19 protein-coding genes are annotated in these 19,165 nt (G+C 63.3%); 8 read left to right on the top strand and 11 right to left on the bottom strand.

Annotation, left to right across the window (positions count from 1 at the left end; genetic code table 11):
• Genes FJ949_RS07855 through betI form a run of 3 tightly spaced genes read right to left on the bottom strand, consistent with a single transcriptional unit; the run spans position 1 to position 3,121 of the window.
• Complete coding sequence (locus tag FJ949_RS07855; RefSeq protein WP_140494784.1) at positions 1–1,008, bottom strand: threonine/serine dehydratase; 1,008 nt, start codon at positions 1,006–1,008, stop codon at positions 1–3.
• On the bottom strand, positions 1,005–2,534 hold the full coding sequence (gene betC / locus FJ949_RS07850; RefSeq protein ID WP_140494782.1) for a choline-sulfatase: 1,530 nt from the start codon (positions 2,532–2,534) through the stop codon (positions 1,005–1,007). Before betC ends, FJ949_RS07855 begins: the two co-directional genes overlap by 4 nt.
• A complete protein-coding gene (betI, locus tag FJ949_RS07845; RefSeq protein ID WP_140494780.1) occupies positions 2,531–3,121 on the bottom strand; it encodes a transcriptional regulator BetI in 591 nt (196 codons plus the stop codon). Before betI ends, betC begins: the two co-directional genes overlap by 4 nt.
• A gap of 188 nt (positions 3,122–3,309) precedes the next feature.
• On the opposite strand from betI, the gene FJ949_RS07840 reads away from it, so the two are divergent.
• Both FJ949_RS07840 and FJ949_RS07835 read left to right on the top strand, forming a co-directional pair.
• Positions 3,310–4,476 (top strand): acetyl-CoA acetyltransferase, encoded by a 1,167-nt coding sequence (locus FJ949_RS07840; RefSeq protein ID WP_140494778.1) that lies wholly within the window; start codon positions 3,310–3,312, stop codon positions 4,474–4,476.
• 26 nt (positions 4,477–4,502) lie between these two features.
• Complete coding sequence (locus FJ949_RS07835; protein WP_140494776.1) at positions 4,503–5,507, top strand: asparaginase; 1,005 nt, start codon at positions 4,503–4,505, stop codon at positions 5,505–5,507.
• Positions 5,508–5,519: 12 nt separating this feature from the next.
• Here the strand turns inward: FJ949_RS07835 and FJ949_RS07830 are convergent, their stop codons facing one another.
• Positions 5,520–6,896, bottom strand: coding sequence for a TIGR03808 family TAT-translocated repetitive protein (locus FJ949_RS07830; protein WP_140494774.1), 1,377 nt, complete (start codon positions 6,894–6,896; stop codon positions 5,520–5,522).
• A gap of 116 nt (positions 6,897–7,012) precedes the next feature.
• On the opposite strand from FJ949_RS07830, the gene greA reads away from it, so the two are divergent.
• On the top strand, positions 7,013–7,489 hold the full coding sequence (greA, locus tag FJ949_RS07825; RefSeq protein WP_140494772.1) for a transcription elongation factor GreA: 477 nt from the start codon (positions 7,013–7,015) through the stop codon (positions 7,487–7,489).
• Between the two features lie 9 nt (positions 7,490–7,498).
• Here greA and FJ949_RS07820 read toward each other — a convergent pair whose 3' ends face one another.
• From FJ949_RS07820 to FJ949_RS07805, 4 genes are all read right to left on the bottom strand, one after another.
• On the bottom strand, positions 7,499–7,888 hold the full coding sequence (locus FJ949_RS07820) for a type II toxin-antitoxin system death-on-curing family toxin (protein WP_140494770.1): 390 nt from the start codon (positions 7,886–7,888) through the stop codon (positions 7,499–7,501).
• Positions 7,885–8,106: an AbrB/MazE/SpoVT family DNA-binding domain-containing protein gene (locus tag FJ949_RS07815; RefSeq protein WP_140494768.1), complete on the bottom strand. Its 222-nt coding sequence runs from the start codon at positions 8,104–8,106 to the stop codon at positions 7,885–7,887. The genes FJ949_RS07820 and FJ949_RS07815 overlap by 4 nt, the downstream gene beginning before the upstream one ends.
• Positions 8,107–8,217: 111 nt before the next feature.
• Complete coding sequence (gene scpA / locus FJ949_RS07810) at positions 8,218–10,338, bottom strand: methylmalonyl-CoA mutase (protein ID WP_140494766.1); 2,121 nt, start codon at positions 10,336–10,338, stop codon at positions 8,218–8,220.
• Positions 10,335–11,777, bottom strand: a complete 1,443-nt coding sequence (locus tag FJ949_RS07805) for a methylmalonyl-CoA mutase subunit beta (protein ID WP_140494764.1) — start codon at positions 11,775–11,777, stop codon at positions 10,335–10,337. The genes scpA and FJ949_RS07805 overlap by 4 nt, the downstream gene beginning before the upstream one ends.
• 282 nt (positions 11,778–12,059) lie before the next feature.
• Between FJ949_RS07805 and FJ949_RS07800 the strand changes: the two genes are divergently transcribed.
• Positions 12,060–13,598 (top strand): helicase HerA-like C-terminal domain-containing protein, encoded by a 1,539-nt coding sequence (locus tag FJ949_RS07800; RefSeq protein WP_140494762.1) that lies wholly within the window; start codon positions 12,060–12,062, stop codon positions 13,596–13,598.
• 84 nt (positions 13,599–13,682) lie between these two features.
• On the opposite strand, the gene FJ949_RS07795 is transcribed toward FJ949_RS07800, so the two are convergent.
• The gene (locus FJ949_RS07795) at positions 13,683–14,507 is read right to left on the bottom strand and encodes a L,D-transpeptidase (RefSeq protein ID WP_140494760.1); all 825 of its coding nucleotides are present in this window, start codon (positions 14,505–14,507) and stop codon (positions 13,683–13,685) included.
• Between the two features lie 202 nt (positions 14,508–14,709).
• Positions 14,710–15,372: a haloacid dehalogenase type II gene (locus tag FJ949_RS07790; RefSeq protein ID WP_140494758.1), complete on the bottom strand. Its 663-nt coding sequence runs from the start codon at positions 15,370–15,372 to the stop codon at positions 14,710–14,712.
• A gap of 154 nt (positions 15,373–15,526) precedes the next feature.
• Here FJ949_RS07790 and FJ949_RS07785 point away from each other — a divergent pair, with 154 nt between their 5' ends.
• The 4 genes from FJ949_RS07785 to FJ949_RS07770 all read left to right on the top strand — a co-directional run bounded on the left by FJ949_RS07785 (position 15,527) and on the right by FJ949_RS07770 (position 18,736).
• On the top strand, positions 15,527–16,405 hold the full coding sequence (locus FJ949_RS07785; RefSeq protein ID WP_140494756.1) for a branched-chain amino acid aminotransferase: 879 nt from the start codon (positions 15,527–15,529) through the stop codon (positions 16,403–16,405).
• Between the two features lie 173 nt (positions 16,406–16,578).
• Positions 16,579–17,181 carry a superoxide dismutase gene (locus FJ949_RS07780; protein WP_140494754.1) on the top strand — a complete coding sequence of 201 codons (603 nt, stop codon included), beginning with the start codon at positions 16,579–16,581 and terminating at the stop codon, positions 17,179–17,181.
• Between the two features lie 157 nt (positions 17,182–17,338).
• Positions 17,339–17,776: a cytochrome c gene (locus FJ949_RS07775; RefSeq protein ID WP_140494752.1), complete on the top strand. Its 438-nt coding sequence runs from the start codon at positions 17,339–17,341 to the stop codon at positions 17,774–17,776.
• A gap of 9 nt (positions 17,777–17,785) precedes the next feature.
• Positions 17,786–18,736, top strand: a complete 951-nt coding sequence (locus tag FJ949_RS07770; protein WP_140494750.1) for a cytochrome c — start codon at positions 17,786–17,788, stop codon at positions 18,734–18,736.
• On the opposite strand, the gene FJ949_RS07765 is transcribed toward FJ949_RS07770, so the two are convergent.
• Positions 18,737–19,126: an SET domain-containing protein-lysine N-methyltransferase gene (locus FJ949_RS07765; RefSeq protein ID WP_140494748.1), complete on the bottom strand. Its 390-nt coding sequence runs from the start codon at positions 19,124–19,126 to the stop codon at positions 18,737–18,739.
• Between the last annotated feature and the right edge of the window lie 39 nt (positions 19,127–19,165).

The raw sequence follows: 19,165 nt of genomic DNA, 5'->3' as shown, positions 1-19,165 counted from the left end.
TCATATGCGCCCATCGTTCATATGCGTGATGAAATCGGCGAGCGAGACATTGCCGCCGGTAGCCACCACAAGGACGGTCTTGCCGGCCACATCCACCTTGCCGCCGAGCAGTGCCGCCAGCGAGGCAGCTCCGGACGGCTCAAGCACCAGCTTCATCCGCTCGAAGGCGATTTTCATTGCCCGCCGCACCAAGGCGTCGTCGACAGTGATGCCGCGAACGCCGGCGGTTCTGACCGCCGCGAACGGCGCGTCGCCGGGCCGCCGCGACATCAGCCCGTCACAGATCGAATTCGGGGCGAGCGGCATGGTCTCGATGCTGCCATGCGCCAACGAGGCGCCCATGCCGTTGAAACCTTCGGGCTCGACGCCGATGATTTCTGTGGCCGGCGACAGATAGTGGAAAGCGAGCGAAACGCCGCCGATCAGGCCGCCGCCGCCGACCGAGCAGAACAGCACGTCCGCCTTCGCGCCCTTGGCAGAAAGCTGCTCCAGCGCCTCCAGCCCGGCACCTGCCTGGCCGGCCACGATTTCCGGATCGTCGAAGGGATGCAGCAATGTCAGCGCTTCGGTCTCGGCGATCTCGCGCGCCTTAGCGGCAGCGACTTCCTCACGCGCGCGCTCGCCGTGATCGGTAAGCACCACGCGCGCGCCGTAGCCTGCTGTGGCGTCGCGCTTGGCGGCCGGAGCGTCGATCGGCATGACGATGGTGACGGGAATGCCGAGCGCCTGGCCCGCAGCCGCCAGTCCTTGCGCGAAATTGCCGGAAGAATAAGCGACGACGCCCTTCTTGGCTTCGTCGGGCGACAGCCGCTTCAGCCGCCAATAGGCGCCCCGAACCTTGAACGATCCCGCCCATTGCAGCGATTCCGCCTTGACGAAGACGCGAGCGGCGCCGGTTTCCCTGGCGAGCGCCGCCGATTCCAGCAGCGGCGTGATCTGCGTCGCCTTGGCGGTGACCGCATAGGCTTGCTGCAGGTGGTCGAGTGAGGGGACAAGCGTAGTCATCATTCGCCTCGCGGATACCGCTTGCTCTCCTCGAGAGTGTCGAGGTTCATGTGGTTGCGCATGTAGCGCTCGGACGCTTTCTGCAGCGGCTGGAAATCCCAGGGGTAGTAGGCGCCGTTGCGCAGCGCCCGATAGACGACCCAGCGGCGCGCCTGGCTTTCGCGCACCGCAGCGTCGAAAGCGGCCATGTCCCAGCGCGCCCGCACCTTGTCCATGAACGCCGCGACCAGCGGTTCGTTGGCCGGATCGGCCGCGAGGTTTTCCCGCTCCAGCGGATCGGATTGGAGATCGAACAGTTGCGGCGCATCGAGCTCGCAATGGACGAACTTGTATCGGCCCTCGCGGATAGCCACCAGAGGCGCGTATGAACCCTCAGCCGCATATTCCATCAGCACAGGCGCGCTGCGCCGCTCACCGTCGATCAGAGGCAGCAGCGATTGGCCATCGGTCCATGGCGCGACGGCATCGATGTCGATGCCGGCGAGGTCGCAAAGCGTCGGCGTCACGTCGAGATTGGAAACCGGCGCTTCGATCAGCCCGGCCGCAACGCCCCTGCCGGCAATCATCAGCGGCACCCGCGCCGAGCCCTCGAAGAAGCTCATCTTGAACCATAGGCCGCGCTCGCCGAGCATGTCGCCATGGTCGGAGCAGAACAGGATGGTGGTGTCGTCAAGCATGCGCGTTCGCTTGAGGACGTCCAGGAGCTCGCCGAGCTTGTCGTCGACATAGGAAATATTGGCGAAATAGCCACGCCGCGAACGGCGCACCTGCTCAGGGGTGATCTGGAACGACGGATAATCGCTGGCGACATACAGCCGCTGCGAATGCGTATCCTGTTCGTCATACGCAATGAAATTGGTTTCCGGGTCGAGCGCCTGGCAATTTTCGTAGAGATCCCAGTACTGCTTGCGCGCGACATAGGGGTCGTGCGGATGTGACAGCGAAACGGTCAGGCACCAGGGCCGGCGCTCCTCATCATCCTGCTCCCGCGAAAGCTGGTAGAGCTTCTGCGTGGCGAGGAACACGACCTCGTCGTCATATTCCATCTGGTTGGTGGTTTCCGCAATGCCGGCCCCGGTCACCGAACCCAGATTGTGATACCACCAGTCGATGCGCTCGCCGGGCTTACGATAATCCGGCGTCCAACCGAAATCGGCGGGGTAGATGTCCGTGGTCAGCCGTTCCTCGAAGCCGTGCAACTGGTCCGGCCCGACGAAGTGCATCTTGCCCGACAGGCAAGTATGGTAGCCGGCGGCGCGCAGATGATGAGCGAAGGTCGGGATCGACGAGGCGAACTCGGCGGCGTTGTCATAGACTCCGGTGCGCGACGGCAACTGGCCGCTCATGAACGAGGCACGGCCCGGCGCACAGAGCGGCGAGCCGGTGTAATTGTTGCGGAAGCGCGCCGAGCGGGCGGCCAACGCCTTCAGATGCGGCGCGTGCAGGAAGTCAGCCGGCCCGTCCGGAAAGAAAGTTCCGTTGAGCTGATCGACCATGACGATCAGGAAGTTAGGGTGCTTGCGTGTCACTGCGTCTGCCGTCCGCTGAGTTTCGTTTCGAGATAGTCCTCGACCAATGCGATCGCGGTCGCGGCATCGGGCACGCCGTCCTTGAGCGCGCGCCTGATATAGAGCCCGTCGATCATCGCCGCCGTCGCTTCGGCGACGCGGTCGGCCTCGGCTCGGGACAGGATGCCGGCCAGCCCGCTCATCAGGTTCGAATGCAGCCGCCGCGCATAAATTCTGAGCAGCCGGCGCAGCGCAGCCGATTTCTGCGCCTCGACATAGAAGGCGAGCCAGGCGGCGATCGTTTCGGCACGGAACTGGATCTCGGAGAAGTTGACGGCCACGACCGCCGAGACGCGTTCGCGTGGGGAACCGGTGGATTGAAGCGCGCGCCGCATGTCTGTGGTCAGTTCGGCCAGGATATGCCGCATCGTCGCGAACAGCAGCTCATCCTTGACGCCGAAATAGTGATGGGCCAGCGCCGACGACACGCCGGCGCGCCCGGCGATCTCCGACATCGTCACGTCAAGCGAGCCGCGCTCGCCGATCGCCGAGATCGTCGCGTCGATGAGCGCTTTGCGGCGCAGTGGCTCCATTCCGACTTTCGGCATGCTGTTCCCATTGTTTCGGTGAAGATTATTTTTTATTGACGGGTCAATCAACAAAAATTCAGCCCAAACAACAACCGATTGTCGGCTCTGGCTCATCCCGCGGACTGGAAAACGGTTCATTATTGAACAATATTGAGTGCTCAGGCCGCGATATGACGTGTTAGGATCCGCGGCAAATGGAGGTTGCCATGACCGCATGCATCGTTGGCTGGGCGCATTCGCGCTTCGGCAAGCTTGAAGGCGAAACATTGGAGAGCCTGATCGTCAAAGTGGCAACCGAGGCGCTCGACCATGCCGGCATTGGCCCGGACGACGTCGACGAGATTGTGCTCGGACATTTCAACGCCGGCTTTTCCGCACAGGATTTCACCGCCAGCCTTGTCCTCCAGGCCGACGACCGGCTGCGCTTCAAGCCGGCGACGCGCGTCGAGAACGCCTGCGCCACCGGTTCGGCCGCTGTCCGGCAAGGCGTCCGCGCCATCGATGCCAATGCCGCCCGCATCGTGCTGGTGGTCGGCGCCGAGCAGATGACGACGACGCCCGGCCCCGAGATCGGCAGGAACCTGCTGAAAGCCTCCTATTTGCCCGAGGATGGCGACACACCGGCCGGCTTTGCCGGCGTCTTCGGCAAGATCGCACAAGCCTATTTCCAGCGCTACGGCGACCAGTCGGATGCGCTTGCCATGATCGCCTCCAAGAATCACAAGAACGGCGTCGACAATCCCTATGCGCAGATGCGCAAGGATTTCGGCTACGAATTCTGCCGCCAGGAGAGCGAGAAGAACCCCTTCGTCGCTGGCCCGCTGAAGCGCACCGACTGCTCGCTTGTCTCCGACGGTGCCGCCGCTCTCGTCCTCACCGACACAGCGACGGCACTGAAGATGCGCCGCGCCGTCACCTTCCGCGCCAATGAGCACGTGCAGGATTTCCTGCCGATGTCGAAGCGCGACATCCTGACCTTCGAAGGCTGCGAGCAGGCCTGGAGCCGGGCGCTCAGGAATGCCGGCGTGACGCTTGATGATCTCTCCTTCGTCGAGACGCATGACTGCTTCACCATCGCCGAATTGATCGAATATGAAGCCATGGGCCTGGCGAAGCCTGGGGAGGGCGCGAGGCTGGCGCTGGACGGCACGACCGCAAAGGACGGGCGGCTGCCGGTCAACCCGTCCGGCGGCCTGAAGGCGAAGGGTCATCCGATCGGCGCCACCGGCGTGTCGATGCATGTGCTGAGCGCCATGCAGCTCGTCGGTGAGGCCGGCGGCATCCAGGTGCCCAACGCCAAGCTTGGCGGCATCTTCAACATGGGCGGCGCGGCGGTCGCCAACTACGTTTCCATTCTCGATCGGATTCGGTAAAAGCGACCCGCATCCGCGGGGGCAACATGACAAATCCGGTTCTGATCGAAGTTCTGCGTGGCGCCATCGTCGAGAGCGCGCACCGAGGCGCGGTCGCGGTTTTCGACGCCGATGGCAGGCCGGTTCTCGAGATCGGCGACACATCGAGGCCGGTGTTTCCGCGCTCCGCGGTCAAGGCGATCCAGGCGCTGCCGCTGGTCGAAAGCGGTGCTGCCGATGCCTACGGCTTCGGTAACCGCGAACTGGCGCTGGCCTGCGCCTCTCATTCGGGCGAACCGGCCCACGTCGAACTGGCGCGGTCGATGCTCGCCAGGGCCGGGCTGGACGGGTCGGCGCTTGAATGCGGCGCGCATTGGCCGTCGAGCCACGACGCGACGATCGCACTCGCCCGCGCAGGCGGTTCCCCGAACGCCTTGCACAACAATTGCTCCGGCAAGCATTCCGGCTTTCTTTGCACCTGCGTCCATTCAGGCATCGAGCCTCAAGGCTATGTCAGGGCGGATCACGCCTTGCAGGAAATGGTGCGCGACGCCATGCAGGCGGTGACAGGAGCTCGCCACGGCGCCGACGAACGCGCAACCGATGGCTGTTCGATCCCGACCTACGCGGTGCCGCTCAGGAGTTTTGCGCTTGGCTTTGCCCGCATGGTGACCGGCAGGGGCTTCGCGCCCGGGCGCGCCAGGGCGGCAAAGCGACTGTTGTCGGCTTGCATGGCCGAGCCGTTCTTCGTCGCCGGCACAGGCCGCGCCGATCTCGCGCTGATGCAGGCGGCGCCTGGCCGAATATTTGCGAAGGGCGGCGCCGAAGGGGTCCATTGCGCGGCGCTTCCCGAGCTTGGCCTCGGCATCGCACTCAAATGCGATGATGGTGCCGGCCGGGCCGCCGAATCCATGGTGGCCGTAATCATCGCCCGACTGCTGCGCGCGGACGAGGTTTTGGCGGCGAAGCTGCTCGAAATGGCGAATGCACCCATCGAAAGCCGGATAGGCGCCACGGTCGGTGCGCTCAGGCCGACGGCGGCACTGGCCTGAGACAGACGTTTCTCAACTGACGTGATTGCGCTCGACGGTCAGATGCGGAAAGCCGGTATCGGCTGACGCGGCGAGATCGCCCGTGGCCGGATCGGCCCAGCGCTGCCCGACAATGGCGCCATTGCGTGCGCCGTCGATGACATTGTCGGAGATGATGGCGGTTCCGGCACCGTCGACCACGCTGACGACGATGCCGGTGCCCGCTTTGCGGATGATGTTGCCGGTGGCCACGACGTTGCGCAGATACGGTCCCCAGCCGATCGACATGCCGTAGAGCGGCACGTTCTCGATGACGTTGTTGGACACGGTGGTGTCGGCCTCGACGCCGATGCCGACGCCGAATCCCGGCGGGTCGGCGGGGTAGGGGCCTGATGTCGACAGGTTGCGCACGATGTTGCCCGAGCAAACACCCATGCGTCCGCCTTCGTTGAAATTGACGATCGAGATGCCGTTGGCGGCACCATCGACGATGTTGTTGCTGATAACGGCGCCCTCGAACGAGAATTCGGAATAGACCGCCGTTTCGCCGGAACGCATGCAAGTGTTGCTCGATACTTGCAGATTGCTGGCGCTGTTGGCGCGGATGGCGGAGAATGCGCAGTCCGAAACGATATTGCCGGAGACGATCACGTTGGCGGCGCGGAAGGCATTGATGCCATTGCCGTTCTGGCCAGTGCCGCCGCCGCGCGCCGCGATGCGTTCGACCCGGTTGCCGGTGACGATGGTGCCGTCCTCCGCCGCCTGCCAGCGGTGCACGAGGATGCCGCCATTGGCGCAGTCGGAGACGGTGTTGCCTGTGATCGCCAGCCCTGCGGCCTCGACCGAATAGATGCCGGCGTCCGCCGCTCCGGATATTTCCGTGCGCTCGACCCGGCCCGCCGCGTGCTCGAGCGCCAGCCCGTTCTTGCCGCTGCCGGTTATCTGGCAATTATCGACGATGAGATGCGCCACGCGGCGCAGATCGAGCAGTCCTTGCGCGTAGTCGCCCATCGAGCGGTTTGAGCCGTCGAGGACCAGGCCGCTGAGCTCGATGTGATCGGCTTGTTCGGCCATGAACAGGTGGCCGTCGCCACCATAGACGATGCGCGTTGCGCCAGGCACGCCGGTAAGGCGCACCCGGCCGGGCAGCGTCAGGTTGGACACGACATAGGTGCCGGGCTGCAGGAAAACCGGCATGTCGCGATCGCTGGCCTCGCGCAGCAGCTTGGCGAAAGCCTTGCTCTGATCGTCAAAGGTGCCGGGTTGCACGCCAAGCTCGGCGGCGTTGATCGATCCGCGCATCGAGGCTTTCTCGACGCCGGGCAAGCTCGCGGCGGCTGCCTTGCCCAGCGAAAGCCCGAACACGGCAAAACCGGCTGTCCGGACAAGCAGCTTGCGTCTGTTCAACATCGGCACAGGTCCTGGCTTTTGCCCGTCTAGTGGCAGGATTCGTGCCAGTCAGGCACCTGCGTCCCCGGCGAGGGCAATGACTTGTGAAGTCGTGAGGGCGGGCATAAGTTCAAGGAATGAGCAGAGCCTTTACCCGCGAGGAAGACAGCGAAAACGCCATCGCAGGCGTCGGCGAACGGCCGATCAGTCAACACCGCAACCTGGTGACGGAGCGTGGCCTGGCAATGATCGACGAGAATCTGGCCGATCTGCGCGACATATTGGCCAAAGCCGAGCGGCGTGGAGACCGCGAGCGCATCGCACTGGTATCTCGCGACCTGCGCTATTGGACCGCGCGGCGCGAAAGTGCCGAGCTTTCGGTGCCCGAGCCCGGGAGCGACGTCATCCGCTTCGGCATGGGCGCCACGCTCGAAGCCGACGACGGCAAGAAGGTGCACTGGAAGATCGTCGGCGAGGACGAGGCTGACCCATCGAAAGGCAGCATTTCCCATGTATCGCCAATGGCGATTGCTTTGTTTGGCAAGAAGGTCGGCGATGTCGCCACCGTCAATGGCAAGGAATGGGAAATCGTCAAGCTGAGCGCGGGCGGCTGAACCCCAACATCAGTCCTCGGTCTTCACGATGTGGTCGCGAAAAAATGCGGCGGCACCCGCTTCATCGATCTCGCCGGCGGCGATAGCCATCACGAATTCATAAAGCGTGCCGTTGTCCGCCGTCAGGACGTGACCGTTGACGATCAGGAAGGCGCCGGCGGCGACAATAGCCGTGCGTTTGTTGCCGTCGACAAAGGCATGATTTCTGGCAATGCCGAAGACATAGGCTGCTGCAAGATCTGCAATCGACGGAGTGCCGTAATTAGCCTTGTTCTCGGCCCGGGCCAGTGCCGATTCAAGTGCATTTTCATCCCGCAAACCTTGTGCGCCGCCATGCCGGCGCAATTGTTCGGCATGCATCGCCTCCACCGCGCGGCGCGACAGGAACTCCCAGTTCATTCGGCGAGCTTCTGGAGCGCGACCTTGTACTTGTCCATGACCTTGCGAGCAGCTTCCATCTGCCGCTCGAAACTATCGTCGACCGGTTTGAGGACGATGTCCTTGTCCGTTTCGAGAACCTGAAGCTGATCACCGGCTTTGAGATTCAGGCGGTCGAGTAGCTCCTTGGGCAGGATCACACCTTCGGAATTGCCGATCTTGCGAATGGTGGTGTTCATGCTGGATCAGCCCTGTTGCAACGCCGATTATAACTCGATCGCTGTGTTGTTGCAACAGAAATTATAACTTACGAATGGGAGGAAGGCTCGGACACAGTCGTTGCCGATAACTCAGGACGCCAGCAGCCGGTCGATCAGCCGCTCCGCTGCTTGCGGGATCACGGTACCGGGCGGGAAGATTTCCGCCGCACCCGCTTGCAGCACGGCATCATAGTCCTGCGGAGGGATCACGCCGCCGGCAACGATCAGCATGTCGCTGTGGCCGAGCCTCTTCAGCGCATCCCTGAGTTCGGGGATGAGCGTGAGGTGTCCTGCTGCCAACGATGAGGCACCGACGACATGAACGTCGTGCTCCACCGCCAGCTTCGCGATCTCCTCCGGCGTCTGGAACATGGCGCCGACGGTGACGTCGAAGCCGAGGTCGGCAAAGGCTGTGGCGATCACCTTCTGGCCGCGGTCATGTCCGTCCTGTCCCATTTTGGCGACCAGGATGCGCGGCTTGCCGCCGGTCTTCTTTTCGAACGCGCCGATCTTCTCCTGCAGCCGGTCGACGGCCGGATTGTCGCCGAGCGCCTGGCGGTAGACGCCGGAAATCGTCTGCACCGACGCGATGTGGCGGCCAAAGACCTTTTCCAGCGCCAGCGAAATCTCCCCGACCGTCGCATTGGCGCGCGCGGCGTGGATGGCGAATTCGAGCAGGTTCTCGCCGCTCGCGGCCGCGCGGGAGAGCGCTGCGAGCGCATTCTCGAGCACCGCGACGTCGCGCGTGCCCTTCAGCCGCTGCAGCTTCGATAGCTGCCGGGCTCTTACCTCGGCATTGTCGATCTTCAAGACGTCGACTTCGATATCCGCACCGGGCCGGTGCGCGTTGACGCCGACCAGCACCTGCTCGCCTGAATCGATGCGCGCCTGGGTGCGGGCGGCCGCCTCTTCGATGCGCAGCTTGGGAATGCCCTTCTCGGTGGCCGCGGCCATGCCGCCGAGCGCCTCGACCTCCTCGATATGGGCAAGCGCACGCGCTGCCAGATCATGCGTCAGCCTCTCGAGATAAGCCGAACCGCCCCACGGATCGATGATGCGCGTGGTGCCGGATTCCTTTTGCAGGATCAGCTGCGTGTTGCGGGCGATACGGGCCGAATGATCCGTCGGCAGCGCCATGGCCTCGTCGAAGGAATTGGTGTGCAGCGATTGTGTATGGCCCTGTGTGGCGGCCATCGCCTCGATCATCGTACGGATGATGTTGTTGTAGGGATCCTGCGCCGTCAGCGACCAGCCGGAGGTCTGGCAGTGGGTGCGCAAGGACAGCGAACGCTCGTCCTTCGGCGCAAAATTCTTCATCATCAGGCTCGACCACAGAAGCCGCGCCGCCCTGAGCTTGGCGACTTCCATGAAGAAGTTCATGCCAACAGCCCAGAAGAAGGACAGGCGCGGGGCGAAGCGGTCGATGTCGAGCCCGGCCGCGACGCCGGCGCGGGCATATTCGATTCCGTCGGCAATCGTATAGGCGAGCTCCAGGTCCGCCGTCGCGCCGGCCTCCTGCATATGGTAGCCGGAGATCGAGATCGAGTTGAATTTCGGCATATGCCTGGATGCGTAGGAGAAGATGTCCGACACGATCCGCATCGAGGGCTTCGGCGGATAGATATAGGTGTTGCGGACCATGAACTCCTTCAGAATGTCGTTCTGAATGGTCCCTGCGAGATCCTTCTGCGCAACCCCTTGTTCCTCGGCCGCCACGATGTAGAGCGCCATGATCGGCAGCACCGCGCCGTTCATGGTCATCGACACCGTCATCTCGCCGAGCGGAATGCCGTCGAAGAGCTGGCGCATGTCGAGGATGGAATCGATGGCCACACCCGCCATGCCGACATCGCCGGCCACCCGCGGATGATCGCTGTCATAGCCGCGGTGCGTGGCGAGATCGAAGGCGACCGACAGGCCTTTCTGGCCGGCGGCAAGATTGCGCCTGTAGAAGGCGTTGGACTCTTCCGCCGTCGAGAAACCGGCATATTGCCGGATCGTCCACGGCTGCTGGACATACATGGTCGGATAGGGTCCGCGCACGAAGGGCGGCATGCCCGGATACGTGTCGAGTTGCGGCAGCCCCTTGAGGTCGCCCTGATTGTACAGATGTTTGACGGCAAGGCCTTCCGGCGTCATCCGCTGGCCCTTGATCTCGACCGGCGCCCGCCGCGGCGGCGCCCAGCCGACCTGGCTGAAATCCGGAATCAAGAAGCGGCTCCGATCGATTGATCGATGCGGACCGGAAACAGCGGCTCGCACATGACGATGCCTTCCGTGAACGCAGGTCGCCGCTCCGCGGCCAGCGTCTCGACAGCGCGCTCGGTTTTCTGCGGATAGAGCGTGGCGCCGACGATGGCGCGCTCGCGGGATCGGAAGGCGGCAGCACGCTGGGCGGCGGCGGTGCGAACACGTTCCTGTATGCGTCCGTCCTGAAGGCTGGACAGCACGCCGCCCTCGGCCTCGATCGCCTGCAACTCGGACCAGGCCGCTTCGCAGAGGCCAGCGGTGAGCGCTTCGACGCCACCGGAGCCGCAGGCGGGATCGGCGACCTGATCGATGTGGCTTTCATTGGCCATGATCAACTGCGCATTACGGGCCACGCGGCGTGCGAAAGGCGCCGGCAGGCCATGCGCGACGGTGTGCGGCAGGATGGCGATCGAATCGGCTCCGCCCGCCGCCGCGGCGAAGCAGGCGATCGTCGTGCGCAGGATGTTGGTCTCCGGGTCCAATGCCGTCATCATCCGAAACGACGTCTCGGCGTGAATATTGGCCGTCGAAGTCGGGATCGAGCAGGCTTCCTGGACGCGAGCCCACAGCCTGCGCAAGGCCCGGACCTTGGCCATCGACAGGAACTGATCCTGGTCGGCGCTCAGCGCAAACCCGATATGGGGCGCTGCGTAGACGAGCGGTTGCCGCGCTTTCTCGAACATCCTGAGATAGGAGACGGCCGAAGCGAGCATGATGCCAAGCTCCTGCGCCTCCGTGGCGCCGGCATTGTGGAACACCCGCCCATCCGCCTCGAGCAGCACGCCGGGCACGCCCATCGAAAAGAAATGTGCCAGCGATTGCGGCATGGATTCCTGCAGCGCCTCGATCGACATGCGCAACCGGCCGGTTCCGGCCAGGATCGCCGCCGGATCGATGCCGAAGGAGAGGTTGAGCTTTGCCGGATCGGAGCGGCGCTTGCCAAGGAACGCCACCAGCCAGTCGGCCATGGGGCGGCTCCATGGGTGGGCGTCGATCCGGATCTGGACGCGGTTTAACGGGATGCCGTCCAGAACCGTCTCCAGCGCCTGCGCCGTTCTCGGCAGGCCGTAGCCGAAGGCGTTCGGGGCACCTTCGAAGACGAGCGACAATCCCGTCGCGCCCTGCGCGACGTCCTCCAGCGCCTGGGCTTTGGCGCGACCAATGTCGGGATCGTCGATGCGCTGGCTGACGATCCACGGCGATCCGGGGTTGGCGCGCACGATCGGCTCGGCCGCCGCCGCGCGCTCATAAAGCGGTTCCACGCGGATGCCGTCATCGGTGTGCGAGACCAGTTTTTCCTCGAAAGATGCGCCGGCGAGCGCCTTTTCAGCCAGGGCCAGCCATCGCTGCCGGTCGGCATTTGGAACTTCGTTATCCCTGGTCAAGGCTCCGGCGCTCATCCACTGTCCTCGTCACTATGCGGCCGCATCAGCCTGGAGCACTTCAGTCTACGGGTCCCGGTGCGATACCGCAATGCAATGCGCTTCCAAGACTCGAATTCGATCCCTCGAGCGTACACCAGCCTTCGAGCACGAAGCATGAACGATTGCCAAACATGGGCACAATCCGCAAGCTCCAAAAAAGGCCATTTTCGCCGATCGCCATTGTCGCTGTGCAAGGCCCCCACTATACCTTCGGGCGAAGGGCTGGTTTTATACACAGCAGTTGCGGAGACCGGACATATGGCTGACGACACCATTTTCATCGGCGCCAGCCGCAAGCCCGACGACAGCTATCAGCGTCCCGAAAACCTGCTTTTGCACTATGGCAACCGTCACGGCTTGGTGACCGGTGCCACCGGCACCGGCAAGACGGTCACCTTGCAAATATTGGCCGAGGGATTCTCCAATGCCGGCGTGCCGGTGTTCTGCGCCGACATCAAGGGCGATCTCTCCGGTATAGCCATGATCGGCACGGCGCAGGATTTCCTGGTCAAGCGTGCCGAGCAGGTCAAGCTCGACCCCTATGACTTCCAGGAATTCCCCGTCATCTTCTGGGATCTGTTCGGCGAACAGGGCCACCCCATCCGCGCCACCATCTCCGAGATGGGCCCGCTGCTCTTGTCGCGGTTGATGAATTTGTCCGAAGCCCAGGAAGGCATCATGAACATCGCCTTCCGCATCGCCGATGAGGAAGGCCTGCTGCTGCTCGACCTCAAGGACCTGCAGGCGCTGCTCGCCAATATCGCCGGGCGCGCCGAAGAGATCAGCGCCCGCTACGGCAATGTGACGAAACCCTCGGTCGGCGCCATCCAGCGCACGCTGCTGGTGCTGGAACAGCAGGGGGCGGCGAATTTCTTCGGCGAGCCGGCATTGCGCATCGCCGACATCATGCGCACCACCCGCGACGGCCGCGGCGCCATCAGCGTGCTGGCCGCCGACAAGCTGATGATGAATCCGCGACTCTACGCGACGTTCCTGCTTTGGCTGATGTCGGAACTGTTCGAGGAGCTGCCCGAAGTGGGCGATCCCGACAAGCCGAAGCTGGTCTTCTTCTTCGACGAGGCACATCTGCTTTTCGACGACGCGCCGAAGGTGCTGATCGACCGCGTCGAGCAGGTGGTGCGTCTGATCCGCTCGAAGGGGGTCGGCGTCTATTTCGTCACGCAGAACCCTCTGGATATTCCTGAGAAGGTTCTGGCCCAGCTCGGCAACCGGGTCCAGCATGCGTTGCGCGCCTACACGCCGCGCGAGCAGCAGGCGGTAAGGACCGCGGCCGAGACGTTCCGGCCAAATCCGGATTTCGATTGCGCGACCGTGATCACGCAACTGGGCACCGGCGAAGCGCTGGTTTCAGTGCTGGAAGCCAAGGGCATCCCGTCCATGGTCCAGCGCACGCTGATCCGTCCGCCATCGTCACGACTTGGGCCCATAACCCCGGCCGAGCGGCGGAAGCTGATCCAGGAAAGCCCGGTGATCGGTCAGTACGATGAGGGTGTCGATCGCGAATCGGCTTTCGAGATGCTGCAGAAAAAGGCCAAGGACGCGGCGGATGCCGAGGCACAGCAGGCCGACGCCGGCCGTTCACGCTGGACCATTCCGGGCTTCGGCAATGATGCTCCGCCGCCGCAGTCCGGCGGCAGACGCTCGCCTCAACCGCGCCCATCCAACCGCCAGACGGTGACGGAAGCCGCGATCAAGTCGGTGGTGCGCTCTGTCGGCTCGTCGGTCGGCCGCGCCATCGTGCGCGGGATACTCGGAAGTCTGTCGAGGGGCAGATAGGGAGCGCGATCGCGCAACGGTCACGCGGGGACAGGTTGATGTGGAGGGTGAAGGCGGCGAGTCGCCGCATTCACCCTCGCTCGATCAGAAAATCGCGTCGCTCACCGCTTTCACCGGGCCAAGCAGCACCGATCCGTCCGGCACGCCGGCATCGATCGGGATGGCTTTGTGATTCGCGGTCGCCACCATGGGCTGGCTGGCGTCGCTGGTCACGATCACCGGGGTCTTCGAAGGCACGCGATCATATAGGTCTATAATGTCCTGGTTCATCAGGCGCACGCAGCCCGACGACACCGACTTGCCGATCGAACGCCATTCCGGCGAGCCGTGCAGCCGGTAGAGCGTGTCGACGTTGCCCTGGAAGAGATAGAGCGCACGTGCACCGAGCGGGTTTTTCAGCCCGCCCGGCATACCGCCATTGTCAGCGCTGTATTGCCTCAGTTCCGGCTGCCGGGCGATCATCTCGTCCGGCGGCGTCCATTTCGGCCACTTCTGTTTCCACTGGACGACGGCATCGCCCGACCATTCGAAGCCGGCGCGGCCGAGGCCGACGCCGTAGCGGATCGCCTGGCCGCCCGGACGAACCAGATAGAGGAAGTGGCCGGTCGTATCGACGACGATGGTTCCCGGCTTCTGGCCGGTCGGGTCGGGCACGATCTGGCGCAGGAATTGCGGATCGATCCTGTCGACGGGAATGGCCGGCACTTCGAAACCGCCATCGCTGACGGCGGCGTACATCGTCACGTAGTCGGCGAGCGGCGGCTCGACATAGGCCGGTGGCGGTGGCTCGACTGGCCCGGACCCGGTGGTGGCGCATGCGGAAACCGCGATCGAGGCGGCGCCCAGGGCTGCGGCATTGAGAAAGCCGCGACGGCTCAGGCGATAGGATTCGATTTCGGCTGGGAACATGGTTGCCTTCTTTAAGTCTGAAATCGCAACAAAGCATGAATATGCCGACCGTTGCGAGGGTGCCTGATCAACACTTGGGCGCGATAGGCGGTTCCGAATCTGGCCTCAAGGTGGACAAACAAAGGCGAAGCTGTGACCGCGTCACCACTGTGGCGCTACGGTCACAGGAGCGAAAACCAGGATTACTTTTGGGCCGCATGCGTTAGCCACCTGTGACAAGGGCATCGAGCGACGGCAGGATCAGGGCCGGTGGAAAATCCCGATACTCCTCCGGCTGGTTGGAGCGGTTGATCCACACGGTGCGGAAGCCGAACTTGGTCGCGCCGGCAATGTCCCAGCGGTTGGACGACTGGAAGGAGACCGCACCCGGATAGAGGCGCCAGCCTGTCGTGACCATGTCGTAGACCGACGGATCGGTCTTGAAGCGCCGTACCGCATCGACGGAATAGATATCGTCCAGCACCTGATCGAGCGCCGCGGATTTAACGGCTGCCTCCAGCATTTCCGGTGAACCGTTGGACAGGATTGCCAGCTTGGCGCCGGACGCCTTCAGCGCCTTCAGCACGGCGGGCACTTCCGCATAGCAGTCCAGCCGCCAATAGGCATCCAGCAATGCCGCCTTGAGGCCGGGATCGGCAGAGGGCACCTTGTGCAACGCGAAATCAAGTGCCTGCTCGGTGAGTTGCCAAAAATCGGCATAGGCGCCCATCAACGTACGCACCCAGGAATATTCGAGTTGCTTGGCGCGCCAGATCTCGGACAGCAACTGGCCGTCCGGTCCGATGGCGTCGGCGTGGCGGCGCACGGCGGCATGAACATCGAACAGTGTGCCGTAGGCGTCGAAAACATAAGCGGCGTATTGCATGGCAACAGTTTTGAGGCGAGGCGGGGCAAGGTGCAAGTCTTGATTGCAGCGCGCCGTCTGTGGCCTCAACAAAACTCCCCGATGCTGGTTGACGACGCCGGCCAAAGCGTCATCCAATGCTGCAACACGAGATTGATCGGAACGGGACAAAGCAATGACACTGGCGGCTGCCGCACTTTCCGCGACATGGACTTTCGTCGACGGCGACTGGTACGAGGGCAATGTCGCCGTTTTGGGCCCGCGCAGCCACGCAATGTGGCTCGGCACCAGCGTGTTCGACGGCGCCCGCTGGTTCGAGGGTGTCGCTCCCGATCTTGACCTTCATGCCGCGCGCGTGAATGCCTCGGCGATCGCGCTCGGTCTCAAGCCTTCGATGACGGCCGAGAAGATCGTCGGGCTGACCTGGGACGGATTGAAGAAATTCGATGGCAAGACGGCTGTCTATATCAGGCCGATGTATTGGGCCGAGCACGGCGGCTATATGGGCGTGCCGGCCGATCCCGCCTCGACCCGTTTCTGCCTGTGCCTCTACGAATCGCCGATGATCTCGCCGACCGGCTTTTCCGTGACGGTTTCGCCGTTCCGGCGCCCGACTATCGAAACCATGCCGACCAACGCCAAGGCCGGCTGCCTCTATCCCAACAATGGCCGCGCCATCCTCGAAGCCAAGATGCGCGGCTTCGACAACGCCCTGGTGCTCGACATGCTGGGCAACGTCGCCGAGACCGGAACCTCGAACATCTTCCTGGTCAAGGACGGCCACGTCCTGACGCCGGCGCCGAACGGCACCTTCCTGTCGGGCATCACCCGCTCGCGCACGATGACGTTGCTTGGCGAGTACGGGTTCAAGACCACCGAAAAGGCGCTGTCGGTGCGTGAATTCCTCGAGGCGGATGAGATTTTTTCGACCGGCAACCATTCCAAGGTCATTCCGATCACGCGCATCGAGGACCGCAGCCTGCAGCCCGGGCCGGTGGCCAAGAAGGCGCGGGAGCTCTATTGGGATTGGGCGCATTCGACGTCGGCGGGCTGATCCGTCCAGGCTTTTCGTCGCAATGCGCCCGGTTTCCGGAAACTGTGTGACAGTTCTCCGGAACCCGCTTAGAAAGAGCACCCGGCGCTTCACTTTTCGGAGTTGTCCGAACCCAATCCAGACCTATCTTAGTCCGGTATCGACACCGGATTTTCCTTGAGGGAGTACCTTCCATGGCTTTTGAATTGCCCGCTCTGCCTTACGACTATGAGGCCTTGCAGCCCTACATGTCGAAAGAGACGCTGGAATATCACCACGACAAGCACCACAAGGCCTATGTCGACAACGGCAACAAGCTTGCCGCCGAAGCCGGCCTTGGCGATCTGTCGGTAGAAGAGGTGGTCAAGCAGTCGTTCGGCAAGAATGCCGGCCTCTTCAACAATGCCGCCCAGCACTACAATCACATCCATTTCTGGAAGTGGATGAAAAAGGGCGGCGGCGGCAACAAGCTGCCGGGCGCGTTGCAGACGGCTTTCGACAGCGATCTGGGCGGCTACGACAAATTCAAGGCCGACTTCATCGCCGCCGGCACGACCCAGTTCGGTTCCGGCTGGGCCTGGGTTTCGGTCAAGGATGGCAAGCTGGCGATCTCGAAGACGCCGAACGGCGAGAATCCCCTCGTCCATGGCGCGGCGCCGATCCTCGGCGTCGATGTCTGGGAGCACTCCTATTACATCGACTATCGCAACGCCCGGCCGAAATATCTCGAGGCCTTCGTCGACAGCCTGATCAACTGGGATCATGTTCTCGAACTCTACGAAAAAGCGAAAGCCTGATCGAGATTCAGAAAGCCCCGGCACCCCCGGGGCTTTTCTTTTTCTGTGCCGAGATCCCACAGCAAAGGTCTGCAAAATCGTCGGGGGAAGGGAATATTCCTCCCGCCACGTCCGTTAACGTCCTGTCCCGAAATGCCCTCATCATGGAGCCAATTGAATGAGAAAGCTTGTCGTCGCCATCTCTATGCTCGCGTTCGCCGGTTCGGCGGCCTTTGCCGACCCGATCCTCGACCGCCAGGCCCTGATGAAGGAACGCGGGAAGATCGTCGGCGGCCTGTCGAAAGTGGTCAAGGGTGAGGAGCCCTTTGATGCCGCCGCAGTACTGACTGCGCTGCAGGCGCTCCAGGCGAACGCGGAAAAATTCGACGCCGACGTCCTGTTCCCGGCGGGCAGCGACACGGGCGACACCACGGCGGCGCCGAAGATCTGGCAAGACATGGCCGGTTTCAAGGCGACAGAAGACAAGTATCTTGCCGACGTCAAGGCCGCGGTCGCCGCGGCCCCAGCCGACGTGGAGTCCCTGAAGACGCAAATCGGCGTCATCGGCTCCGACTGCGGCACCTGCCACAAGGGCTACAGGGTCAAGAAAGGCTGATCGCCGGCCATGGCATGGCTGAGGAAGTTTGTCGGCGCCGCACTCGTGCTCGGCGGCGTCGGCGCGGTTGCCGCGTGGACGCTTTCGGCGCCGGTGAAGCTCGACGCGGAAACTATGGCCAAGCTCGCGCCTGGTGACGCGGCCAGAGGCAAGCGCATTTTTGATGCCGGCGGCTGCACCTCCTGCCATGCAAAACCCGGTTCGAAAGGCGATGAGCGGCTCGAACTTGTCGGCGGCCTTGAACTCAAGACCCCGTTTGGCACGTTTGTGCCGCCCAACATTTCGCAAGACCCGAAGGACGGCATCGGCGCGTGGTCGGCCGAGGATCTCGCCAATGCCATGCTGAAGGGTGTCTCGCCGTCGGGCGAGCATTTCTATCCGGCATTTCCCTATACGTCCTACGCGCGCATGAAGCCCGCCGACATTGCCGATCTCTATGCCTTCCTGAAGACGCTGCCGGCGGTTGCCGGCCGAGCGCCGGCCAATTCATTGAGTTTCCCGTTCAACATCCGTCGCGGCATCGGCTTGTGGAAACGGCTCTATCTCAGCGAGCAGCCTGTTGTGTCCCTGCCCGAAGGCGCGCCTGGTCCTGTGATTGCCGGTCGCTACCTGGTCGAGGGACCGGGTCATTGCGGCGAATGTCACACACCGCGTGACCTTGCGGGGGGGACAAAGAAGAGCGAGTGGCTGGCTGGAGCCACAGCCGCCGGAGGCAGCGGCATCGTCCCCAATGTCACCTCCGGGGAGGGCGGCATCGGCGACTGGTCGCAGGCCGATATCGCCAACTATCTCGAAACCGGCTTCACGCCCGATTTCGATTCCGTTGGCGGGGCCATGGTCGACGTGCAGAGGAACATGGCCGAACTGGCGCCCGAGGACCGCGCGGCGATCGCGGCCTATCTCAAGGCGGTTCCGCCGCATCCGAACGGCTATCCGGCGCGCAAAAAACCGGCGAGCTGACTACGGGTGGCGATCGCCCAGGAAGTCGAAGCCCGCCGCGAAGAAATGATTGTAGTTGCAGGTCAGTTCCTCGCCGGCCGCGATGTCGCGCAACGCAAAGCTTTCCTCCGGCGAGGATACGTCGCAATTCGGCTCGTCGGCGTGGTTCATGTAGCGTGCATCGTCGGCCTCGAAGACGATGTAGTTCGGATCTCGCCTGTCCGGATAGGCATAGCGATCGAGATAGCTCTTCACCGGTCCTGTCTGGCTCTCATAGGTCTCGACCTCGATGAGCCGGTCGAATCTCGGATCCAGCTTCCAGATCATCGTGCCGCGGGAAATGGGATTCTTGGCAAAGACACCAATGCCCTGGATGGGGGATTTGTCGAGATAGACGTCGACGAGCAGCATGGCAGGCCCTTGTGCGATTGTGGGCTGTCATGGCCCGGG

The organism is Mesorhizobium sp. B2-4-1, assembly GCF_006442185.1.
GTDB lineage: Bacteria > Pseudomonadota > Alphaproteobacteria > Rhizobiales > Rhizobiaceae > Mesorhizobium.
Note: the sequence above shows the minus strand (reverse complement) of the source record. Positions and strands in the feature narration are given on the sequence as shown.

Bases quoted from the DNA above. Each gene is read 5' to 3' on its own strand.
- FJ949_RS07795 (WP_140494760.1), bottom strand. From the start codon at position 14,507: ATGTTCCCAGCCGAAATCGAATCCTATCGCCTGAGCCGTCGCGGCTTT.
- FJ949_RS07785 (WP_140494756.1), top strand. From the start codon at position 15,527: ATGACACTGGCGGCTGCCGCACTTTCCGCGACATGGACTTTCGTCGAC.
- FJ949_RS07820 (WP_140494770.1), bottom strand. From the start codon at position 7,888: ATGAACTGGGAGTTCCTGTCGCGCCGCGCGGTGGAGGCGATGCATGCC.
- FJ949_RS07830 (WP_140494774.1), bottom strand. From the start codon at position 6,896: ATGTTGAACAGACGCAAGCTGCTTGTCCGGACAGCCGGTTTTGCCGTG.
- FJ949_RS07800 (WP_140494762.1), top strand. From the start codon at position 12,060: ATGGCTGACGACACCATTTTCATCGGCGCCAGCCGCAAGCCCGACGAC.
- FJ949_RS07790 (WP_140494758.1), bottom strand. From the start codon at position 15,372: ATGCAATACGCCGCTTATGTTTTCGACGCCTACGGCACACTGTTCGAT.
- FJ949_RS07805 (WP_140494764.1), bottom strand. From the start codon at position 11,777: ATGAGCGCCGGAGCCTTGACCAGGGATAACGAAGTTCCAAATGCCGAC.
- betI (WP_140494780.1), bottom strand. From the start codon at position 3,121: ATGCCGAAAGTCGGAATGGAGCCACTGCGCCGCAAAGCGCTCATCGAC.
- FJ949_RS07855 (WP_140494784.1), bottom strand. From the start codon at position 1,008: ATGATGACTACGCTTGTCCCCTCACTCGACCACCTGCAGCAAGCCTAT.
- FJ949_RS07770 (WP_140494750.1), top strand. From the start codon at position 17,786: ATGGCATGGCTGAGGAAGTTTGTCGGCGCCGCACTCGTGCTCGGCGGC.
- FJ949_RS07765 (WP_140494748.1), bottom strand. From the start codon at position 19,126: ATGCTGCTCGTCGACGTCTATCTCGACAAATCCCCCATCCAGGGCATT.
- FJ949_RS07815 (WP_140494768.1), bottom strand. From the start codon at position 8,106: ATGAACACCACCATTCGCAAGATCGGCAATTCCGAAGGTGTGATCCTG.
- FJ949_RS07835 (WP_140494776.1), top strand. From the start codon at position 4,503: ATGACAAATCCGGTTCTGATCGAAGTTCTGCGTGGCGCCATCGTCGAG.
- greA (WP_140494772.1), top strand. From the start codon at position 7,013: ATGAGCAGAGCCTTTACCCGCGAGGAAGACAGCGAAAACGCCATCGCA.
- FJ949_RS07840 (WP_140494778.1), top strand. From the start codon at position 3,310: ATGACCGCATGCATCGTTGGCTGGGCGCATTCGCGCTTCGGCAAGCTT.
- FJ949_RS07775 (WP_140494752.1), top strand. From the start codon at position 17,339: ATGAGAAAGCTTGTCGTCGCCATCTCTATGCTCGCGTTCGCCGGTTCG.
- FJ949_RS07780 (WP_140494754.1), top strand. From the start codon at position 16,579: ATGGCTTTTGAATTGCCCGCTCTGCCTTACGACTATGAGGCCTTGCAG.